Here is a 19,923-nt window from a genome sequence, read left to right as displayed (position 1 = left end):
CGAACACGCCTTCGTGGCTGCGTCGGCGAGGGGAACGTCTTCGTGGCTGCGTCGGCGCTGGGCGGTTCATCGGGGGTGCGCCGGCGTGGGGCCTGTCATCGGGGTGCGTGCCGGCGTGGGGCGGGTACGTGCACGAGCGCCTGTACGGGCAGATGGTCGCTGGGGAAACGGCTGCCCGCGGCGAAGGTGTTGACGGCCGCCGAGCGGACTCGGGTCCCCCGTGAGGCGAGGATCCAGTCGATCCGTTCGCCGCCCGCGACCGGCGGCCGGTGGCCGTGGAAGGTGCCGTACGCCGGGCTCCGCTCCTCGGCGGCGTCCCAGGTGTCCACGAGATCCGCCTCGGCGAGCAGCGCGGTGTGCACGGCGTCGTGCCGCGCGGCGGCGTTGAAGTCGCCGGTGACGATGCGTGGGAGGTCCGGGGCGAGTGCGTTCAGCCGTTCGGCGAGCAGCCGGCCGGAGCGCGCACGGGCGTACGCGCTCAGATGGTCGAAGTGCGTGTTGGCCGCGTGCAGTTCGCCACCGGTGGCCAGGTCGCGGAAGTGGACCCAGGTGACCATGCGGGGGCAGCCGCCGCCCCAGGTGTTGGAGGCGATGACCTCCGGCGTGCCGGACAGCCAGTAGTGGCCGTGCGCGAGGGGTTCGAGCCGCCGGCGGTCGTAGAGGACGGCCATGAACTCGCCGCGCCCGCCGCCCTCCCGTCCCTGGCCGATCCAGGCGTAGTCCGCGCCCAGCGCTGATTCGAGATCGCGCAGCTGGCCGTGCAGACCCTCCTGGGTGCCGATCAGATGCGGCCGTTCGCGGCGCAGCAGTTCCGCGGCGACGTCCCGTCGCCCGGACCAGGTATGGGGCGGGTTGTCCCAGTCGAGCTGCAGGTTGAAGGTCATGACCCGCAGCCCGTGCGCCTGGTCCGTCATCCGCTCACCTCCCGGAACGGGTCCCCTGCGGCGGTTGCCGTCGGATACCTCTCCCCGCTCCTTGTACGCGCTTGCTGAATGCGCATACATTGATTCGGTCAGAACGTTAACTTCGCTGGTAGCGATGCGGCAAGAGGCAGTGAGGGCTCGAATGCTTGGACCGTACGAGGGCAAGGTCAAGGAACTCCTGGACCGGATGACGACCGAGGAGAAGCTGGGACAGCTCCAGCAGCTGACCTGGACGGGCGACACCGGACCCGGCGGGGGCCAGACCGAGCACACGGAGGCGGCGGCCCGCGCCGGGCTGCTCGGCTCCGTCCTCAACATCCACGGCGCCGGGCACACCAACGCCCTGCAGCGCATCGCCGTCGAGGAGTCCCGCCTCGGCATCCCGCTGCTCTTCGGCCTCGACGTCATCCACGGATTCTGGACCACCTTCCCGATCCCGCTCGCCCAGGCGGCGAGCTTCGACCCGGCGGTGGCCCGGCTCGACGCCGAGGTGTCGGCGAAGGAGACCCGGTCCAACGGTGTGCGCTGGACCTTCTCCCCCATGATGGACGTCACCCACGAGCCGCGCTGGGGACGGATCGCGGAAAGCTGCGGCGAGGACCCGTATCTGAACGCCGCCTTCGCGGTGGCCAAGGTCCTCGGCTACCAGGGCTCGGCCGACGGTGCCGAGCTGGCCTCCGAGGACCGCGTCGCGGCCTGCGCCAAGCACTTCGTCGCCTACGGCGGTGCCGAGGGCGGCCGCGACTACAACACCGTCGACGTCTCCGAGCAGCGGCTGCGCAATATCTATCTGCCGCCCTTCAAGGCGGCCCTCGACGCCGGAGCGGCCACGGTCATGGCCGCGTTCAACACGGTCGGCGGCGTCCCGGCCCACGGCAACGCGCACACGATGAACACCATCCTCAAGGGGGAATGGGGCTTCGAGGGCTTCGTGGTCAGCGACTACACGGGCGTCGAGGAGCTCATCGCGCACGGCTTCGCCGAGGACGGCGCGGACGCGGCGCGGCTGGCGCTCGACGCCGGGGTCGACATGGAGATGGTCTCCACGAACCTGGTCGATCACGGCAAGGAGCTGCTGGCCGCCGGCCGGATCTCGACGGAACGGCTGGACGACGCGGTGGCGCGCATCCTGCGGCTGAAGTTCGCGCTCGGATTGTTCGACGCCCCCTACACGGACGAGTCGGCGGCCGTCGACGGCCCGACTCCCGCGGCGCGCGCGGCGGCCCGTGAGACCGGCGCCCGGTCGATGGTGCTCCTGAGGAACGAGGGCTCCGTCCTCCCGCTGAGCCCGGACGCCCGCTCGATCGCCGTCGTCGGACCCCTCGCCGACTCCACCGATCTGCACGGCACCTGGGCGGGTCCCGGCGTGTACCGCTTCCCCTCGGTCAGCGTGCTGGACGCCGTGCGCGCGGCGGCGCCCGGCGCGGACGTCATCCACGCAGACCAGGACATCGCGGAGGCGGTCGCCGCCGCCGAGGCCGCGGAGGTCACCGTCCTCGTCGTCGGCGAGCCCCCCGCACTCAGCGGCGAGGCGGCCGTGCGCAGCGACATCGCTCTGCCCGCCGGGCAGGAGGAACTCATCGCCGCCGTCGCCGCGACGGGCAGGCCCTTCGCCGTGGTCCTGCTGAACGGCAGGCCGCTGACGCTGGGCAGTTGGCTGGACTCCGCACCCGCCGTGCTGGAGGCCTGGCACCCCGGCATCGAGGCCGGTCACGCCGTGGCCGATGTGCTCTTCGGCGCGGTCAACCCCGGCGGCAAGCTGCCGGTGACCTTCCCACGGACCGTGGGCCAGATCCCGGTCTACTACAACCACGAGAACACCGGCCGTCCCTACCGCCCGGAGCAGCCCCACGAGAAGTACGTCTCGAAGTACCTGGACCTGCCCGACGGGCCGCAGTTCCCCTTCGGGTACGGGCTGAGCTACACGACCTTCACCACCGGCGAGCCGGAGCTGAGCCGCCGCAGCGTCGCGGCGGACGCGCTGGAGCGCGGCGAGACGGTCGAGGTCTCGGTGGCGGTCACGAACACGGGAGAGCTGGCCGGGGACGAGGTCGTCCAGCTCTACGTCCACGACGTGGCGGCGAGCATCGCCCAGCCGGTGCGCCGGCTGCGCGGCTTCGAGCGGGTCACGCTCGCGCCGGGAGAGAGCACCACCGTGCGGTTCCGGCTGGGTGCCGAGGACCTCGGCTTCTGGACGAACGATCCGGCGGGGACCTTCACCGTCGAGCCCGGCCGTGTCGACATCTACGCCGGTACGAGTTCCACAGCGCGCGCCTGCCGCACACTGACCGTCGTCTGAACCGCCGCCCTGGACCGTCGTCCTGAACCGTCGTCCGAGCGCTCTCCGGCCGGCCGTCCGACCGCCGCTTCAGGGGGTCGACCCCGGCAGTGCGCGCGGACGGCGACCCGACGCGAGCGAGTATGCGCATACATGATGGCCTCTCCATCAGGTCGACCCCACCCCGGCGCGGCGGTCGAAGAACACGGGAGGGTGCGGGGTGTCGGGGATCTGTCCGACGGTCCGATACCCACGCCCGGCCGGGCTGCCGGACCGGGCAGGGTCCGGCAGTCCGGCAGTCCGGCAGTCCGGCAGGGCGCGGCGGGTCCGGCGACCGGAGGCTCGCCTCGACGCGCCGCGCATTGCACCTGGCTCAGTCGATGACCGCGGTGGCTTCGATCTCCACCAGGTGGTCGGGTACGTCCAGCGCCGCGACGCCCAGCAGCGTGGCCGGCGGGACCGGGGTGACTCCCAGCTTCGCGGCGGCCCGGGTGATTCCCTCCATGAGCAAGGGCATCTTGTCGGGGGTCCAGTCGACGACGTAGACGGTCAGCTTCGCCACGTCGTCGAAGGAAGCGCCCACCTCGGCCAGCGCGATTCCGATGTTGAGGTAGCACCGCTCGACCTGAGCGGCGAGGTCACCTTCACCGACCGTGTCCCCACCGGGACCCCAGGCGACCTGCCCCGCGATGAACACCAGCTTCGACCCGGTCGCGACCGACACCTGCCGGTAGGCACCGACTTCCGGCAGTCCGCCGGGATTCACCAGGGTGATGGCCATACTGCACGCCTCCTTGTCATGAGCCCGTGGATACACGGCTCGTTTCCGTCGAGCCAACGCACGTGCTCTCTTGCGGTTACTCAAGAACCGTAGGAGAGTGAACGCCGACCTGGAAGAACGCACTTTTCGGTGACTGGGGAACCTCATGGTGACCAAGCAGTACAGCGGCTCGCCCCACGACGCGGACCTGAGGCGCGCGGACTCTCTGGCACGGGAGATCTTCTCGGACGTCGCCAACAAGTGGGCGTTGCTGATCATCGAAACCCTCGGCGAACGCACCCTGCGCTTCAGTGAGTTGCGGAACGAGATCGAGGGCATCAGCCACAAGATGCTCACCCAGAACCTGCGCATGCTGGAACGCAACGGCCTCGCCGGGCGCACCGTGCACCCCACCGTGCCCCCACGGGTCGAGTACACCCTGACCGAGGCGGGCCGGGCCCTGCAGGCGACGGTCGACGGCATGTGCGACTGGACGCACCGATACCTCGGCCACATCGAGGCCTCCCGCCGCAGCTTCGGCACCTGACGGGCGCGCGGCGCTCGCCGGCCACAGTCGGCTACGGGCCCGCACCGAGCCCCCCGCCATCGCGGTTACGGCCGGGGCGGCCCGGCCGCCGGGGCGACCACGAAGCCGGCCCGGCGGTCAGCCGAGGTGAGCGGCGATGGTTCGGGCACACACCAGGGACTCGGTCCGCGTCGTGTCCACCTCCACGTCGTAGAGCACCCCTTCGTGCACCACATCCGCCTGCGCCGCGGCCATCCCCTGGATGCGATCTCCTCGTGCGACCTCACGGCCCGCGGCGACCGCGCTCTCGCACCGGACACCGACCCACAACACCGGCAGACCGTCCAGAGCCTTCTGCCACCGCTGCTGGGACGTGGCTCCACCGAGGAAGACATCGTCGATGACGACCCTGGCGCCCGCACGGGCCATCGCCACGACGCCCGCCGTCCAGGCAGCCTCCAGCGCCCGGAAGTCCGCCCCGACGCTCACCTCGCCATCGGCCGCGAACACGATCCCCTCGTCCGACGCCCGCATCTTCGCGGGCAGAGCGTCGACGAACGAGTCGCACCCGAAGGCCAGCCACGGTTCCGGCAGGACGGCCTGCAGGCACCGCACGATGCCGGACTTCCCCGAGCTGGAACCACCGTTGAGAATGATCATCCGAGTCGTCACCGCGCCACAGTAGGACGCCGCCCGCCCGGCACGTAACGGAGTATCGGTGTCCGACCGCGCGGTCGAACCCGGCGCGCGTCAGGCCGGCGTGTGCCGGCCCGCGCAGCGGCCTGCCCGGTACGAAGCCCGTGCTCAGTCGCGGTCGACCTCTTCGCGCAGGACCTCGCCGCTGACGGCGTCGATGTCGAACGCGGTCTTGTACCCGTCGTTCTTCGTCACGACGTCGACGGACCAGATCGGGCCACGGCTGTCCGTGCCCTCGAGGCCGACCGCGCTGACCGTGCCCTGCTTGCGGTCGGTGGCGGTCGTAACAGCCTGCTGTGGGGTGATCTTGGCCTTGCTCAGCCGGTCGGCGAGCTGCTGCCTGTCCTCGTTGTCCTGGTCGGACTCGACGCGGGACTGCGTCACCTGTCCGGACACGGCGTCGACGTGCACGTCGTGGGCCGTACCGTCCGCGGCGGCGATCTCGCTCTCCCACTCCGGGGTTCCGGCCTGGGCGCGCTTCAGCTTGATCTCGATCAGCTTGCTGCCGGGCACCTTCGCCAGCGCGGTGTCCGCCGCCTCGTCCCATCCGATCTTCGCGGAGGTGACCAGCGCCTGCCGCTCCGTCTGGTCCCTGGTGAGCCCACCAGGAGACGACTGCCCCACAGCCTGTGCCGGAGCGGTCGGGGCCGCGGCGGACGTCTTGCCCTGCCCGCCGTCCCCGCATCCACTCACCACCACCGCCGAGGCGGCTACAGCACACAGCGCACCGATGACACGGCCACGGCGGCGACGGCCGCCGGAATGCACGGATACAGAACTCATGCGCCCAGCCTCACCCCCCGGCAGCCCGCAGCCCTCGCACCACACCCCGCTTCGGCAGGATCAGGACGAAGAATCCCCCGCACGACGCCTCGCGCACGCGATGGGGGAGACGGAGAGCGGAGCACGAGACGGAGACGGGGCGGGGCGGAGTACTACTGATCCGTTGCGGCCGGTCGGTCGGCGAACACTCCGTGCAGCATGCCGGTGGCCTGGCCGACCTCGATGAGATAGCCGTCGGGGTCGCGCAGGTAGCAGCGCAGCTCGGCCTTCCGGTCGAGAGGCTCCGTGAGGAACTCCGCGCCCTTCGCGACGGCGTCGGCGTAGAAGGCGCGGATGTCGGCGACACGGACGTTCATGAAGCTGGAAACGGTGTCGCCTGTCTCCGGGGCCACGAGGGTCACCCCGGGCTTGTCCGGGGTGGGTCCGCCGCCGGGGTTCATGATGATCCAGGTGTTGGCCACCTTCACGATGGCCGGATTCTCGCTCAGTACGATCTCGCCGCCGAAGATGTCGGCGTAGAAGCGACTCGATCTCGCGACGTCGCGCACGGTCAGGAAGTGCGTGATGACGATCCCTTGCTCAGGTGCGGGCAGGTCGCCGTGAGCAGTCATGTCTGTGACCCTCTCGTACGGGAGCAGAGCCAGGCCGCACACCGGGCCCTTCTCGTGCCCGGACCGGCTCGGCCCGGGTTCCCGCGTCGTCCGAGAACAAGTCTCCGCCATCGCGCGCACGGTCGCCATTCGCCCACGTGCGGAGATGTCCCACCGGCGTCAGGAAGCGCCGGCGGTCCCGCTACCGTCCGAGTTGCCCGTGTGCCCCGCGGCGGAGAGCCTGCTGGAAAGGAACCTGTGGCCCCGGCGGCACCGCACGAGCCGCGGCCCCCTGGAGCCTGTGCCGCCGGTCGGGCCCCCATCGGCCGAAGCGGCCGAGCCCGCCCTCGTCCCGCCCACCGATGACGCCGATCCGGAAGGCACAACGGTGACTCACCAGACAACGCACGCGCGCGAACAATGGCCCCGGCTCAAGGTTGCCGACTGGGTCGACACAAGAGACACCCTTCACATGTGGACCCAGATCGTCGGCAAAGTGCGCCTCGCGCACGCGCCGTTGGTGAACCACTGGTGGCAGGTCACGCTGTACGTCAGCCCCCGTGGGCTGACCACGTCCACCATCCCCTACGGCTCAGGAGTCTTCGATATCGAGTTCGACTTCGTCGATCACGAACTCCGCATCCGCACCGGTGATGGTGCCGTCAGCGGCGTGCCCCTGGAGTCCAAACCGGTGGCCCGGTTCTACGCCGAGACGATGCGGGCCCTCGACGAGCTGGGGATCGAGGCGCGGATCCAGGCCCGCCCGAACGAAGTGGAAACGGCGATCCCGTTCGCCGAGGATCACGATCACGCCTCCTACGACCCCGGCGCCGCCCGCCTCTTCTGGCAGCAACTGCTGCAGGCCCACCGGGTCATGAGCGACTTCCGTTCGCGCTTCACCGGCAAGGCCAGCCCGGTGCACTTCTTCTGGGGAGCCATGGACCTGGCATGCACGAGGTTCTCCGGCCGCCCCGCCCCACGACACCCGGGCGGCGCGCCCAACTGCGGTGACTGGGTGATGGTGGAGGGCTACTCCCGCGAGCTGAGCAGCTGCGGCTTCTGGCCCGGTGGCGGCGAGGAAGGCGCCTTCTACGCCTATGCCTACCCGGAGCCGGACGGCTTCGCCGACTATCCCGTCACTCCGGCCGATGCCTTCTACAGCAGGGAGAACGGCCAGTTCCTCCTGCCCTACGAGAAGGTCCGCACCGCGAGTGACCCGGATGCCGTGCTCATGGCGTTCCTGCAGACGACCTACGAGGCGGCGGCCGAACGCGGACGGTGGGACCGCGACATGCTCGAATGCGACCCTCATCGCTGGCGGGAGTTCCAATGACGGCCACGACGGCCATGACGGCGATGACCGCGACGAACGCCGGGTCGTGGTCTCGCGCCCCCGCGTGTCAGCGTCCGCGCTCGCGCGCCACGAGCTCACGGGCGGCGGGGGCCACCTCGGCGCCGAAGCGTTCGATCGTGGTGGCGTCGTCGCCACCGATGATGAAGGCGCTGATGCCGTGGTCGAGGGCGAGACCGGCGATCTGTTCCGGCCATGCTGTGAGGGGGCCGTTGAGCAGACCGCGTGACGTGGGCGCGATCTCGGCCCCCAGGAAGTTCATCAGGCGGCGGACGGCCGACGGGGAGCGGCCGGCCGACGCGGCGGCCTCGTCGATACGGGCGTTCATCTCCGGCAGCGAGTCCGCTCCCCGCGGCAGATACTCGATCGAGGGGAGCCAGCCGTCGCCCAGGGCACCGGTGAGGGCCAGCATCCTGGGCTTGTACGCGCCGACCCAGACCGCGATGTCGTGCGCGGGCCGTGGGCCGCGCTTCGCCCCGTCGAGCTCGTAGAACCGGCCGTGGTGACGGACTCCGCCGCGGGTGTCGGTGTCCCACAGCTCGCGGATGACGGTGATCCCCTCGCGCAGGGCTTCGACGGCCTCTCCCGCGGTGAGGCGCCGACTTCCCATGGCGGCGATGCCGTCCCAGAAGGCGCCGGAGCCGATGCCCAGTTCGAATCGTCCGCCCGAGAGGATGTCCAGGGAGGCGGCCGCGCGGGCCAGGACGGCCGGCGGGCGGAGCGGGAAGCTGGTGACGTTGGCGCTGATGTGGACGTGCTCGGTACGCGCCGCCACATAGGCGAGCAGCGTGGAGGTGTCCAGGAGCGTTGCCTGGTAGGGGTGGTCCTGGAACGTGACGAGGTCGAGGCCCGAACGGTCGGTGGTGACGGCCAGTTCGACAGCCTGCCGTGCCCCGGCCGCGGCAGGCGTGATGAAGGAGCCGAAGAGCAGGTCGTGTCCGTAGTCGGTCATGGTCTGGGTCCTTGGTGCTCGAGTGCGTCGGAGTGCTCGAGTGCGTCGGCCGAGGCGGTCCGCGCACCCGGGTGGGGGTCGATGTTGAAGTTGTCCCGGAAGAGGTTGCCCGGGTCGTAGCGGCGCTTGACCTCCCGCAGGCGTTCGAGGACGGCGGGCGGGAAGGCGTCGTGGAGCCGCTCGGGCCTGGGGTCGGTCTCGAAGCTGAGGTAGAGACCGTCGAAGTGGTGCCGCAGCGGGTCCCAGACCGTGTCGAGGGCGTGGTGGCCGGGGCCCATGGCGGTCACCTGGAACGCGGACGCCCGGTGGGAGAAGGCCGTCTCCCCTGCGGGGACGTCGGCGATGGCACCGCCCATCGCGCGGAGTTCGAAGAAGTACACCTTCCCGCTGCGCAGGAGGTTCGCGGCGTCCCGGGCGAACTCGGGGGTGAGCTCGGGAAGGAACGCCGAGCGGGAGACCGGTTCCCCGAAGCCCCGATGGCCCTCGGGTCCGACGTCGGCGGCGGAACCCATGACGTCCTTGTACGGGCTCAGGACGACCTGCTGCTGTGCGAGCAGGCCGAGCTGTGCGAAGGGGGTCAGCCGTTCCACGACGACGTCCGGATCCGGACTGTCCACGACGCCGAACAGCTGGACGCCCCACCGGCCCTCCCGCCGTTTCCCGGTGACGAAGAAGACAGTGGTGTCACGAGGAGCCTCGGAGGCGAGCCTGCCGTAGTCGGCCAGTGCCTGCGCGATGTCCGTGGTGACGAGTGTCAACTGGGCGTGGCCGACGAGGCCGACCGGATCCACCTGGAACTCGAAGGCCGTGCCCACGCCGAAGTTCGCGCCCGCGCCGCGTACCGCCCAGAACAGGTCGGGGTGCTCGTCGACGCTCGCCCGCACCTGGCTGCCGTCCGCGAGCACGAGCTCCACGGCGCGCAGGTGGTCGATGGTGAGCCCGTGCGCGCGGCCGAGCAGCCCGATCCCGCCCGCGGTCGCGAGCCCTCCCACGCCCACGCCGCCGTAGTCCCCGGAGCCGAGTGCCCAGCCGTACGGGTGGAGGGCGGCCGACACCTGCTTCCACGTCGCTCCCGGGCCCACCCGCACCAGGCGCTGCCGGCGGTCGAGCACCTCGATGCCGTTCATCCGCCCCACGTCGACGACGAGACCGCCGGTGTTGGTCGAGCGGCCGCTGACGCCGTGGCCTGCGCTGCGGACGCCGAGCGGCAGGTGCGTATGGCGCCGCGCGTAGCCGAGTGCGTCCGCGACCTCGGACGCCGTACCGGGACGCAGCACCAGGCCGGGGGCTCCTCCCCGCAGGTAGGTGGAGGCCACGCCCCGGTAGCCGGTGTCGCCCGGCTCGATCGCGTGGCCGGCCAGGGACGCCGGTATCGACTCGTAGTCGATACCGGCGCGGCGACGGGCACGCACGGCCGGTGACCGCCGTGGGCGGAGGTCGGCGGCCGTGACGGGCACGAGGGCCGCGAGCCGCTCCACCTCCCGCGCCGAGTCGACGGGGACGACGACCGGCCGGCCGTGGGCGGCCAACACGGACAGTTCCTCGGCCGAGGCCTCGCGCGGAGCACTCATCCATGCGGAGGCGTCGGTGAGGAGCCTGCCCGGCGCCAGGGCATCGAGGCTCTGCCCGGCCTTCGCCACGACCGCCGGAAAGGCCGCCGCGGCGTCTTTCGGTGACCCTGCCGGGGTGTCCGGAACGGACACCCCGATGCTGATGCTGGTGGTCCTGCCCGACAACCAGGAAGCCGCGGTCCACGGGTCCAGTCCCGCCGTCGTCGCGATGTGCGCGCCGGACCCGTTCCCCGGGCGGCCCTCCCCAGGGGCTTCCGGCGCTTCGCCCCTCCTGCTCTCCCCAGAGCCCTGCGGTCCGTCGGACGCCTCCACGACGACGAGGGCGAGCCCTCGTTCCTCGGCCAGCCTCGCCAGCTCGTCCCACCTCTCCGTCGGAGCCCCGGGCTCCGACGGATCGAGCGCGATTCCCAGCTCCATGCCCATCCCATCCCTCATGCGTGGTGAAGCGTGTTCCCGTACGCGGACGCCGGTGACGACGACGGCCGGTCCCGCACAACCGATCGTTGCACAAGATAATTGATACACATAAAAGATTTCCGCCGCTAGATTATCTGTGTGTCAACTGGTTCACATCACGTACGCCCAGCAGCGGCACCCGGAAACGCCGCCTTCGGGATCGCGGCGGAACACGGGGACGCGGGCCCGGACCCGGACCGCTGCGCGGCCCGAAGCGGCTCGGCGACGGATCACTCAGGTCGTGGCGTGTCTCGTTCGCACGACGAGGCCGGCGCCCCACGGCATCGAGGTCCGAGAGCGCGCTCACCGAGGGCGCGGAGCGGGATCCGTCCGGCCCTCGCCCAGGGCCTCACCAGCTACGCGCGTCCTGCTGCGCCGACTCAGGGCCGTGGTGACACGAAGCTGCAGCGACCGGTGCATCATGCTGACAACTTCAGGTCTGCTGCCGCCCCTTGGCGACTGGCAAGGTCACACGTGGCGAAAACACCCCCTACGTGAGCCACAGGGAGCAGACGTGTATCTGATGTCAGTTGTGAACAAGCCTGCCCGCCGTGTGCGTGTCCTTGTCGCACTGGGTTTCGCGGCCACCACTCTCGTCGTGACCGCCGGTTCCGCCACCGCGAGCCCCGCGCACTCCCCGGTTCCACAGGCCACGTTCCAGCACCTGCACCACTCCGACGGCCGGCACGGCCACGGCGACCACGATCCCGCGCAGGAAGCGGCCGAGGCGTTCTGCAGAGGCCTGGCGGAGGCGGCCCGGCAGGGGCACGTGCCAGAGTCGGTGCTCGCGCTGTGCAAGCAGGTAAACGGCTGGGACTAGGCCCAGGGCCATGCGGTTTCAGCTTCTCGGGCCGCTGAGCATCTCCGACGGTCCGCACACTGTCGTCCTGCCTCCTTCGAAACCGACCATCCTGCTGGCCTCGCTCCTGCTCCACTCCCCCGCCGTGGTGTCCGTCGAGTACCTCCAGCGGGCCATGTGGGGAGAGGAGCAGCCCGCCACCGCCAGGGCGGCGCTGCAGACCTGTGTGCTGCGGCTGCGCAGGCTGTTCGTCAAGCACGGCGTCACCGCCACACCGATCGAGGCCGTGCCCGGCGGCTACCGCATCGGCGCCGGGCCGGGCGCCCTCGATCTGGTCGACTTCCGGGAGCGGGTGCGGCTGGCCGCCGGCGCGGCCCACGACCCGGACAAGGAGTTGTGCATGCTCAGGGACGCGCTCGCGCTGTGGCAGGGAGCGCTGCTCGCCAACGTACGCTCCGACGTGCTGCAGCGCGACGAGGTGCCGAGGCTCGCCGAGGAACGGCTGCGGACCGTGGAGCGCGTCTGCGGCCTCCAGCTCGCGCTGGGGCGGTGCGGCGAGGCGCTGGTGGAGCTGTGGAGCGCCACCCGTGCCCATCCCGGCCACGAGCGCTTCCGCGAGCAGCTGATCGAGGCGCTGTACCGGAGCGGGCGGCAGAGCGAGGCGCTGGCCGAGTACCGGAAGGTGAAGGAGTACCTCCGCTCCGAGCTGGGCGTCGACCCGTCCCCCGCGCTGCGGGAGCTGGAGTTGGCGATCCTGCGCGGGGACGACCTGGGCCGCGGGCACGACATGGGCGGCCGCGGGGACGTCGGCCGGCAGCAGGGGGCCGTGGTTCTCAGGCCGGTCCTCGCGGGTGCGGTCCTCGGCCGCGGAGCGCCGACGAGCCGTGGGGAACCGACGGACCGTGGAGAGCTGACGGCCGGTCCCACGACGGACGGCCGCCGGACGGCCGTGCCGCCCGGTGGCCCGAGCGGCGCCGGCGAACCGGCCCGTGACGTACGGGCGGAGCGTGACGTACGGGCGGAGCGTGCGGTCCCCGTACTCGCCGCGCCCGAGGAACCGTTCGTCACCGCCGTGCCGGTGACGCCGTCGTTCACCGGCCGCGCCACCGAGACCGCGGTGGCGGCCGCGCGACTCGTGGAACGGAGCGGCGCCGAACCGGCGCTGGTGCTGGTGTCGGGAGCACCGGGCATCGGGAAGTCCGCACTCGCCCAGCACATCGCCCATCTCCTGCGCGACCGCTTCCCCGGCGGGCGACTGCTCGTGCGGATGGTCCGTCGGGACGGGACGCCGCGCACGGCGGCCGAAGTGGCCGCAGGCATAGCGGCCGTACTGCGCGGATCCGAGGCGGACGGCCCGGTGCTGCTCGTGCTCGACGACGTCGTCGACGCGGACCAGGCGCGGCCGCTGCTGCACCTGCGGCCCGACCTCTCCGCACTCGTCACCAGCCGGATGGGCCTCGCCGGCCTGATCGCCACCCACGGCGGGCGGGTACAGCGGCTCGGGCCGCTGGACGAGGAGGAGTCCCACCGGCTCCTTCAGGCCACGCTCGGTGCCGAACGGGTGGCCGCCGAACCGCGGGCGGCTCGCCAACTGGCCGATGCCTGCGGCCACTTCCCGCTCGCGCTGCGCATCGTGACGGCACGGCTGCTGACCCGGCCGGAGCTGTCGCTCACCCACTGCGCGGACTGGCTCGCCGACGACCCGCTCGCCGCACTGTCCCTGCCAGGATCGCCCCAGCTGTCCCTCGGGCACGTGCTGACGTCGGCGCTCGGCCGGATCGGTCCGCGGCCGGCCGAGGTGTTCGTGCGCCTCGGCCGGCTCGGCCGGGAGAAGTTCCACGCCGCCGACTGCGCGGCGGCGCTCGGACTGTCCGCCGGCGAGGCCGAGGACGCACTGGAACGGCTGGCGGACGCCGGCCTGCTGGAAGAGGGCCCACCCGGCCCGTACCGCATGCATGAACTGCTGCGCGTCTACGCGCGCACAAGCGACCCGCGACGAAACTCTCCCACACAGAAGGTGTGACGTCATGGCTGCCGAAGTCATCGAAGCAGGCGACGCGAGAGGGGTGTTCGACACCCTCGCCGCGACGCGGCCCCGCATCCGCCGCGATGTGCTCTTCACCAGGACACCGGGTGGTGTGCTGTTCCACAACGCCGACGGAGGGTTCCATCTGGCCGGTCGTACGGCCTACCGCTTCGCGTCGCTGATCGTGCCCCATCTGACGGGCCGGCACCGGCTCGCCGAGCTGTGCGCCGGATTCGGCGAGCCGCAGCGGGTGATGGCCGCCGAACTGGTCAGGACGCTCTACGACCGGGGCTTCGCCCGGGACGTACCCGAGAGCGACGACGGCCAGGACGGCGGGCCGCACGAGGCGGTGGCGCGCAGGTTCGCCGCCCAGATCGCCTATGTCGACCACTACACCGACCAGGCGCCGCACCGCTTCGTGCGCTTTCGCGAGACGGCCGTGGCGGTCCTCGGCGAGGACGCGGTGGCCCGCTGGTGCGCACTGAGCCTCGTGCGTAACGGCTGCGCCCGGATCGCGCTCGCCGGTGACACCGCGGAGGTCGCCGCCGAGGCGGCCGAAGCCGCCGCCGACGGCTGCCCCGTGCGCATCGAGTCCCTGGCGGCCGATGCCGACTGGACCGCGCTGAGCGCCTACGACGCGGTGGTGGTGACCGGCGCCGGCGCCGCCGCACGGGTGCACCGGCTGCTCTCCACGGGCGTGCCGGAGGGCAAGACCCTCATACCGGTGTGGACGTTCGGCGAACTGGCTGTGGTCGGGCCGCGGAGCACGGCCCGTTCGGCCGGCTGCTGGTCGTGCGCCGTGCTGCGGCTCGGTGGCAATCACGACGCCGGCGCGGCGGCGGCGGTGTGGAGCGAGGTGGCGGGCGCCACGGCCGGCGCCGGCCCGCTCGGCGACACCTCGCTGTCCGCCGCCGACGACGGCCCGCTGACCGGCCCGGTCGCCGCGATGGTGGGCAATCTGCTCGGGTACGAGATCTTCCGCATCGCCACCGGCGCCCTGCCGGCCGAGACGGACCGTCAGATCCTGGTGCAGAACACGCAGTCGCTCGACGTCGTGGCCGAGCCGGTGCACCCGCACCCGCGCTGCGTCCACTGCGCCGCACGGTCGGCGGACGAGCCTCCGGCAGAAACGCCCGGCGCCCTCACGGTCCCGGGGACGGCCACCGTGGAGACCGCTCGGGACGCTGAGGCGGTCGTCGACCAGCTGAACCGCGTCAGCGACGCGCTGGTCCGCCCGTTCGCCGGCGTCTTCGGCCGCTTCGACGACGAGGCGCTCACCCAGACCCCGCTGAAGATCAGCCGCGTCGAGGTCGCGCTCGGTCACGGCGTGCGCCGCACGATCGCCGCCTTCGACGTGCACCATCTCGCCGGGGCACGGACGCGGGCCCTGTACGCGGCGGCCGAGGCCTACGTCGAGCACGTCGTGCCGGTGCGGCGAGGTCCCGCGGACGTGGACGATCTGCCCGAGGTGGCGCCGCAGACGCTCACGACCGGCGGCGGGCTCGGCACCGCGGCCGACGTGACCGCCTGGACCAGCGCCACGTCGCTGCTGTCCAAGGAGAACTTCAGGGTGCCGGTCGCGGCGGTGCGCCCGTTCGGCCAGTACAACAGGGAGCGGATGGTCCTGGCGACCTCCGCCGGTGCGGGCGCGGGCAGCGACGCCCAGGAGGCGGCGGGCCGGGGGCTGTTGTCGGCGCTGGCGCACGACGCGCTGCTGCGGGCCGTGCGCGGCACCGCCTCCGTGTCACCGGTGGTCCCGGACGAGGACCCCGAGCTGGTCTTCCTGCTCCGGTCCGCGGCCAATCTCGGCGTCGAGGTGGAGCTGCTGGACCTCGGTGAGGCAGGGCGCTCGTCGACCGAGGTGGTGCTGGCCCGGCAGAGCGGTGAAGGGGGCGGCGTCCGGTGGGCGGTCGCGGCGGGCCTCTCACGCCGCCGGGCCGCGTGCGAGGCCCTGCGTGACCTGCTGGGCCAGGTGCAACTCGCCGCCGAGGGCGCGACGAACGGCGAGGGCGCGACGAACGGCGAGAGCGCCGGGAGCGCCGGTGCCGCGATCGCCGGGACCAGCAGGGGCGTCGACATGGGCGACCCTCTGGTGACGGACCTGGCACCGGGCACGATCGCCGTGACCGGTACACCGGTCGAGGCCGGTGCGCCCGCCACGACCTTCGACCGGGTGCTGCAGCGGCTTGCCGCCTCGGGGCGGGACGTGCTGTACGTGGACACCACCCCGGCCGATCTGCCCGCGGGCGGCATCCGGACCGCGAGGATCCTGCTCACCAGCGGCCCGGGGAACGGCACCGATGCCGACTGAGCCTCAGCCCGTGGAACCCGGCCTCACGGAGCAGGCGGCAATGCTGCGGCGCGCGCTGGCCGGCCACGGGTGCGACGCGCCGCTCGACGTGAAGGCCCTGGGCCTCCACAACGCGTTCGCCACCGAGACGCCAGAGGGCGGGGCGAAGCGGGCCGACGCGCCGCAGGCCGGTCCGGGGTGTGCCGATGCCCGGCGGGGCGAGGAACCACCGCACGCCACTCGGACTGCGAACGTGTCCACCGAGGACGCGGCCGCCGACGCGGCCGTGCCCGTACGGATCTACGGGCACCACGCCGTCGTCGGCCCGCTCTCCCGCACCGGAAGTGCCCGCCGGCCGTGCGTGCACTGCCTGGAGCGACGCTGGCAGGCCGTGCGGTCCGTCGCGCTGCGCGAGGCGCTCGAACTGGGTTCCGGCACCGAGTCGTCCGGCCCGTCCCCGTACCTCACGCCGTTCACAGCGGACGCGCTGGCCGCGCTGATCGCCACCCTTACCGCACGCGCAGAGGAAGGCGCCGGCGCCGAGGAAGGCGCGAGCCCCGAGGACGCCGCAGCCTCCGAAGAAACCGCGAGCCCCGAGGACGCCGCAGCCTCCGAAGAAACCGCGAGCCCCGAGGACGCCGCAGCCTCCGAAGAAACCGCGAGCACCGGCGATGCGGCCGCCTTCGCCGTAACCGCCGGCAAGGGCGTCGGCACCTTCCCGCCCGTCCATCTGATGGACCTGCGTTCCCTGACGGTCCGCCGGTACCCGCTGGTGCCCGATCCCGAGTGCCCGCGCTGCGCCGTGCCGGAGCACGACACGGCCGAGGCAGCCGCGCTCACGCTGCGCCCCGCGCCGAAGACCGGAGCGGGCAGCTTCCGCGTCCGGTCCATCGACGACTACGACCTGCCGCTCCCGGCCTTCGCCAATCCGGTGTGCGGTTCGCTCGGCCCGTCCGTGGTCCTGGACGTCTCCTCGACGTCCACCTCCGCCACGATCGGCTGCTTCTCGATGCGCTCCGGCAGCTATCTGCGTGAGACGTTCTGGGGCGGTCACGCCGACACGTTCGGTGACAGCCTGCGCATCGGTGTGCTGGAAGGACTGGAGCGGTACGCCGGGATGCGTGCGCGCGCCAAGCTCACCAAGGTGCACGACTCGCTGGACGGCCTGCGCACACGCGGCGAGCACGCGCTGGACCCCCGCGACTGCGGGCTGTACTCCGACGCCTTCCACGAGGCCAATCCGCACGTGAAGCCGTTCGCACCCGACCGCGCCGTCCCCTGGGTGTGGGGCTGGTCGCTGCGCGACGCCGGGCCCGTCCTCGTACCCGAGGTGCTGACGTACTACCACGCACCCGGTCTGGAGAACCGGTTCGTCCAGGAGAGCTCCAACGGCTGTGCGTCCGGCGGCTGTCTGGAGGAAGCCGTCTACTTCGGCCTCATGGAGGTCGTCGAACGCGACGCCTTCCTGCTGACCTGGTACGGGCAGGCCCGGTTGCCCGAGATCGATCCGCACACCAGCAACCGGCCCGCGACCCGCCAGATGGTCGACCGGCTGGCGATGTACGGCTACGAGGCCCGCTTCTTCGACACCCGCATCACCTTCCCCGTCCCCGTCGTCACCGGCGTCGCCGTCCGCCACGACGGCGGCCTGGGCCGGATGTGCTTCGGCGCCGGGGCCGGGCTCGATCCCGAGGCGGCGCTGGCCGGGGCGCTGTGCGAGATCGCCACCGACGCGGTCAACCTCCAGGGCCGCACGGAACGCGACGAACAGCGGCTGCGCGCGATGGAGCGGGACTTCTCCCGGGTCGCGGCGCTCCACGACCATCCGCTCGCCTACGGGATCCCCGAGATGGGCCGCCATGCCGGGTTCCTGCTCGGCGAGCCGGGCGAGCCGCGCCCACCCCTCCGGTCGATGGCCGACCTCTACGGCGACGGCTCGGTGCCGCCCGCGTCGGACGACCTGCGGGAGGACCTCGACCAGTGCCTCCAGGCGGTCACCGGAGCCGGCTTCGACGTGATCGTCGTCGACCAGACCATGCCGGTGCAGCGGGCGTTGGGGCTGCGGACCGTCAGCGTGCTGGTGCCGGGGCTGCTGCCGATCGACTTCGGGTGGACGCGCCAGCGCGCCCGGCACATGCCCCGGATGCGCACCGCGCTGCGGGAGGCCGGCCTGCGCGAGAGGGACCTCATGGCCGCCGACCTCAACCCCGCGCCCCATCCCTTCCCCTGACCGGGCCCGCCCGGCACCGCACGGACAAGGAGCACACCATGGGTTACGCCCATGAATACGCCGCCGCGATCATGCAGCGGGGCCGGGTCCCGATGCCTCCGGCGGACTTCGTCCCCGACTGGTCCGACGGCCCCCGCAAGACCAAGTTCTACCCGGGCACGGACATGCTGCCGCTGCCCGCCTGCGCCTACCCGGCCGACGCGACTCTGGCACACGCGCTGGCCACGGCCACGGCAACGGCAACGGAGGAGACGGCGGGGCGCGCGTTCGACCTGGTGACGCTGTCCGGCATGCTGAGGGACTCGTACGGTCTGACGGGCCGTCGGCTCGGGGTGCAGGCCAACACCGATCTGGACGCGCTTCCGTGGTATCCGCTGGCCAACTGGTCGCGCGGTACCGCGTCCGGCGGCGGCCTCTACCCGGTGAGCGTCTACTGGGTCGGCGGCCCGAGCGGGCCCGTCCCGCCCGGCGTGCACCACTACGCCACGCGTCACCACGCAATGCAGCGGCTGCTCACCGGGGACGTCTCCGGCGAGGTGCGCGAGGCGCTCGGCGACAGTGCCCCAAGGGCGGAGACCGACCAGTTCCTGGTGCTGAGCGTCAAGTACTGGCAGAACGCGTTCAAGTACAACTCCTTCTCGTTCCACGCCGTGACCATGGACGTGGGGACCGTCCTGCAGACCTGGCGGATGTGGGCGCGGCCCCTGGGCCTCGCCCTGGAGCCGCTGATGTGGTTCGACGAGGAGCGGCTGGCCCGGCTGCTGGGTGTGCGCACCGAGGAGGAGGGCGTCTTCGCCGTCGTGCCGCTGCGCTGGCAGGGCGCGGCGGCACGACCCGCGCCCGCGCCCGGCACGGCGGCCGTCCGTCGCCACGACGTGGAACGTTCCCGCAGGGTCCTCGCCTTCGAGGCCGTGCGGAACATGCAAACGGCGACGGCCGAGCGGGCCGCCGAGCGACCGGCGGCCGGCGCGCTCCACTCCGCGGCCGCCCCGGCCCCCGATCCCGACCGGGCCGCGGTGGCGCTCCCCGCCGCTCGGCCGCCGGCCACCGACGTACGGACCGCGCTGCGTCGCCGCCGCAGCAGCTTCGGCCGCTTCGACGCCCAACGCCCCATGAATGCCGAGCAGTTGGCCACGTGCCTCGCGGCGGCCGCGGCGGGTGCCGCGCTCGGCGGCGACACCGGCACGGGGACCGGCACAGGGACCGGCACAGGCGCTGGCACGGGCACGGATGCCGGTGCCACGTCGCTCGCGACGCTCTACGCCTTCGTCAGCCATGTCGAGGGCGTGCCTGCCGGTGCCTACGCCTATGATCCCGCGGGGCACGCCCTCCGGCTGGTCAAGCCCGGCCCGCCCGGTGAGTTCCTGCAGAAGAACTACTTCCTGTCGAACTACAACCTGGAGCAGGCGGCAGCCGTCCTGGTACCCGCCGTCCGCACGACCGCCGTGCTCGACGCCGTCGGCGACCGCGGCTATCGGCTGGTCAACGCCGTCGTCGGAGCCGTCGCGCAGAGCCTTTACACCGCCGCCTCCGCGCTGGACCTGGGCTGCGGTGTGGCCCTCGGCTTCGACAACATCTCCTACATAGAGGAGCTCGGCCTGTCGGAGACCGGCCAGTCCCCGCTGCTGATCATGATGCTGGGCAACGAGCGGCCCGCCCCTGCCGACTTCCGCTACGAGATCGCCTGATCGA

General features: G+C 72.1%; 15 protein-coding genes. 8 read left to right on the top strand and 7 right to left on the bottom strand.

The features are described 5' to 3' along the window. Positions 1–95 precede the first annotated feature (95 nt). Entirely contained in the window at positions 96–914 is an 819-nt protein-coding gene (locus ACIQMR_RS19760) for an endonuclease/exonuclease/phosphatase family protein (RefSeq protein ID WP_401388553.1), read from the bottom strand. Positions 915–1,065: 151 nt separating this feature from the next. On the opposite strand from ACIQMR_RS19760, the gene ACIQMR_RS19755 reads away from it, so the two are divergent. Then, a complete protein-coding gene (locus ACIQMR_RS19755) occupies positions 1,066–3,222 on the top strand; it encodes a glycoside hydrolase family 3 N-terminal domain-containing protein (protein WP_401388550.1) in 2,157 nt (718 codons plus the stop codon). A 352-nt stretch (positions 3,223–3,574) separates the two neighbouring features. Here ACIQMR_RS19755 and ACIQMR_RS19750 read toward each other — a convergent pair whose 3' ends face one another. Continuing rightward, positions 3,575–3,982 carry a RidA family protein gene (locus ACIQMR_RS19750; RefSeq protein WP_401388547.1) on the bottom strand — a complete coding sequence of 136 codons (408 nt, stop codon included), beginning with the start codon at positions 3,980–3,982 and terminating at the stop codon, positions 3,575–3,577. 145 nt (positions 3,983–4,127) lie between these two features. Here ACIQMR_RS19750 and ACIQMR_RS19745 point away from each other — a divergent pair, with 145 nt between their 5' ends. After that, positions 4,128–4,508, top strand: a complete 381-nt coding sequence (locus tag ACIQMR_RS19745) for a winged helix-turn-helix transcriptional regulator (RefSeq protein ID WP_401388544.1) — start codon at positions 4,128–4,130, stop codon at positions 4,506–4,508. Positions 4,509–4,625: 117 nt separating this feature from the next. On the opposite strand, the gene cpt is transcribed toward ACIQMR_RS19745, so the two are convergent. The 3 genes from cpt to ACIQMR_RS19730 all read right to left on the bottom strand — a co-directional run bounded on the left by cpt (position 4,626) and on the right by ACIQMR_RS19730 (position 6,577). Then, on the bottom strand, positions 4,626–5,159 hold the full coding sequence (gene cpt, locus ACIQMR_RS19740; protein WP_401388541.1) for a chloramphenicol phosphotransferase CPT: 534 nt from the start codon (positions 5,157–5,159) through the stop codon (positions 4,626–4,628). Between the two features lie 132 nt (positions 5,160–5,291). Continuing rightward, positions 5,292–5,966 (bottom strand): PepSY domain-containing protein, encoded by a 675-nt coding sequence (locus ACIQMR_RS19735; protein WP_401388538.1) that lies wholly within the window; start codon positions 5,964–5,966, stop codon positions 5,292–5,294. A 152-nt stretch (positions 5,967–6,118) separates the two neighbouring features. Next, a complete protein-coding gene (locus tag ACIQMR_RS19730; protein WP_401388535.1) occupies positions 6,119–6,577 on the bottom strand; it encodes a VOC family protein in 459 nt (152 codons plus the stop codon). 367 nt (positions 6,578–6,944) lie between these two features. On the opposite strand from ACIQMR_RS19730, the gene ACIQMR_RS19725 reads away from it, so the two are divergent. Further along, positions 6,945–7,889, top strand: coding sequence for a DUF5996 family protein (locus ACIQMR_RS19725; RefSeq protein WP_401388532.1), 945 nt, complete (start codon positions 6,945–6,947; stop codon positions 7,887–7,889). A gap of 67 nt (positions 7,890–7,956) precedes the next feature. Here ACIQMR_RS19725 and ACIQMR_RS19720 read toward each other — a convergent pair whose 3' ends face one another. Together ACIQMR_RS19720 and ACIQMR_RS19715 are read right to left on the bottom strand one after the other, a co-directional pair. Beyond that, positions 7,957–8,859, bottom strand: a complete 903-nt coding sequence (locus tag ACIQMR_RS19720) for an LLM class flavin-dependent oxidoreductase (RefSeq protein WP_401388529.1) — start codon at positions 8,857–8,859, stop codon at positions 7,957–7,959. Then, positions 8,856–10,847 (bottom strand): FAD-binding oxidoreductase, encoded by a 1,992-nt coding sequence (locus ACIQMR_RS19715; protein ID WP_401388526.1) that lies wholly within the window; start codon positions 10,845–10,847, stop codon positions 8,856–8,858. The genes ACIQMR_RS19720 and ACIQMR_RS19715 overlap by 4 nt, the downstream gene beginning before the upstream one ends. Positions 10,848–11,418: 571 nt before the next feature. Between ACIQMR_RS19715 and ACIQMR_RS19710 the strand changes: the two genes are divergently transcribed. Genes ACIQMR_RS19710 through ACIQMR_RS19690 form a run of 5 tightly spaced genes read left to right on the top strand, consistent with a single transcriptional unit; the run spans position 11,419 to position 19,919 of the window. Next, positions 11,419–11,706 (top strand): hypothetical protein, encoded by a 288-nt coding sequence (locus tag ACIQMR_RS19710; RefSeq protein ID WP_401388524.1) that lies wholly within the window; start codon positions 11,419–11,421, stop codon positions 11,704–11,706. Positions 11,707–11,716: 10 nt separating this feature from the next. Then, a complete protein-coding gene (locus ACIQMR_RS19705) occupies positions 11,717–13,708 on the top strand; it encodes a BTAD domain-containing putative transcriptional regulator (RefSeq protein WP_401388521.1) in 1,992 nt (663 codons plus the stop codon). Positions 13,709–13,712: 4 nt separating this feature from the next. Next, positions 13,713–16,022, top strand: a complete 2,310-nt coding sequence (locus tag ACIQMR_RS19700) for a TOMM precursor leader peptide-binding protein (RefSeq protein WP_401388518.1) — start codon at positions 13,713–13,715, stop codon at positions 16,020–16,022. Further along, positions 16,012–18,231, top strand: coding sequence for a TOMM precursor leader peptide-binding protein (locus ACIQMR_RS19695; protein ID WP_401388515.1), 2,220 nt, complete (start codon positions 16,012–16,014; stop codon positions 18,229–18,231). Before ACIQMR_RS19700 ends, ACIQMR_RS19695 begins: the two co-directional genes overlap by 11 nt. 38 nt (positions 18,232–18,269) lie before the next feature. Then, positions 18,270–19,919, top strand: a complete 1,650-nt coding sequence (locus ACIQMR_RS19690) for a SagB family peptide dehydrogenase (protein WP_401388512.1) — start codon at positions 18,270–18,272, stop codon at positions 19,917–19,919. Positions 19,920–19,923: the final 4 nt, after the last annotated feature.

It is taken from the genome of Streptomyces sp. NPDC091376 (genome assembly GCF_044757085.1).
In the GTDB taxonomy this organism is placed as follows: Bacteria; Actinomycetota; Actinomycetes; order Streptomycetales; family Streptomycetaceae; genus Streptomyces; species Streptomyces pratisoli.
Note: the sequence above shows the minus strand (reverse complement) of the source record. Positions and strands in the feature narration are given on the sequence as shown.

Excerpts from the sequence above, each read along its gene's own strand:
- ACIQMR_RS19760 (WP_401388553.1), bottom strand. The coding sequence starts at position 914 with ATGACGGACCAGGCGCACGGGCTGCGGGTCATGACCTTCAACCTGCAG.
- ACIQMR_RS19755 (WP_401388550.1), top strand. The coding sequence starts at position 1,066 with ATGCTTGGACCGTACGAGGGCAAGGTCAAGGAACTCCTGGACCGGATG.
- ACIQMR_RS19750 (WP_401388547.1), bottom strand. The coding sequence starts at position 3,982 with ATGGCCATCACCCTGGTGAATCCCGGCGGACTGCCGGAAGTCGGTGCC.
- ACIQMR_RS19745 (WP_401388544.1), top strand. The coding sequence starts at position 4,128 with ATGGTGACCAAGCAGTACAGCGGCTCGCCCCACGACGCGGACCTGAGG.
- ACIQMR_RS19735 (WP_401388538.1), bottom strand. The coding sequence starts at position 5,966 with ATGAGTTCTGTATCCGTGCATTCCGGCGGCCGTCGCCGCCGTGGCCGT.
- ACIQMR_RS19730 (WP_401388535.1), bottom strand. The coding sequence starts at position 6,577 with ATGACTGCTCACGGCGACCTGCCCGCACCTGAGCAAGGGATCGTCATC.
- ACIQMR_RS19720 (WP_401388529.1), bottom strand. The coding sequence starts at position 8,859 with ATGACCGACTACGGACACGACCTGCTCTTCGGCTCCTTCATCACGCCT.
- ACIQMR_RS19715 (WP_401388526.1), bottom strand. The coding sequence starts at position 10,847 with ATGGAGCTGGGAATCGCGCTCGATCCGTCGGAGCCCGGGGCTCCGACG.
- ACIQMR_RS19705 (WP_401388521.1), top strand. The coding sequence starts at position 11,717 with ATGCGGTTTCAGCTTCTCGGGCCGCTGAGCATCTCCGACGGTCCGCAC.
- ACIQMR_RS19700 (WP_401388518.1), top strand. The coding sequence starts at position 13,713 with ATGGCTGCCGAAGTCATCGAAGCAGGCGACGCGAGAGGGGTGTTCGAC.
- ACIQMR_RS19695 (WP_401388515.1), top strand. The coding sequence starts at position 16,012 with ATGCCGACTGAGCCTCAGCCCGTGGAACCCGGCCTCACGGAGCAGGCG.
- ACIQMR_RS19690 (WP_401388512.1), top strand. The coding sequence starts at position 18,270 with ATGGGTTACGCCCATGAATACGCCGCCGCGATCATGCAGCGGGGCCGG.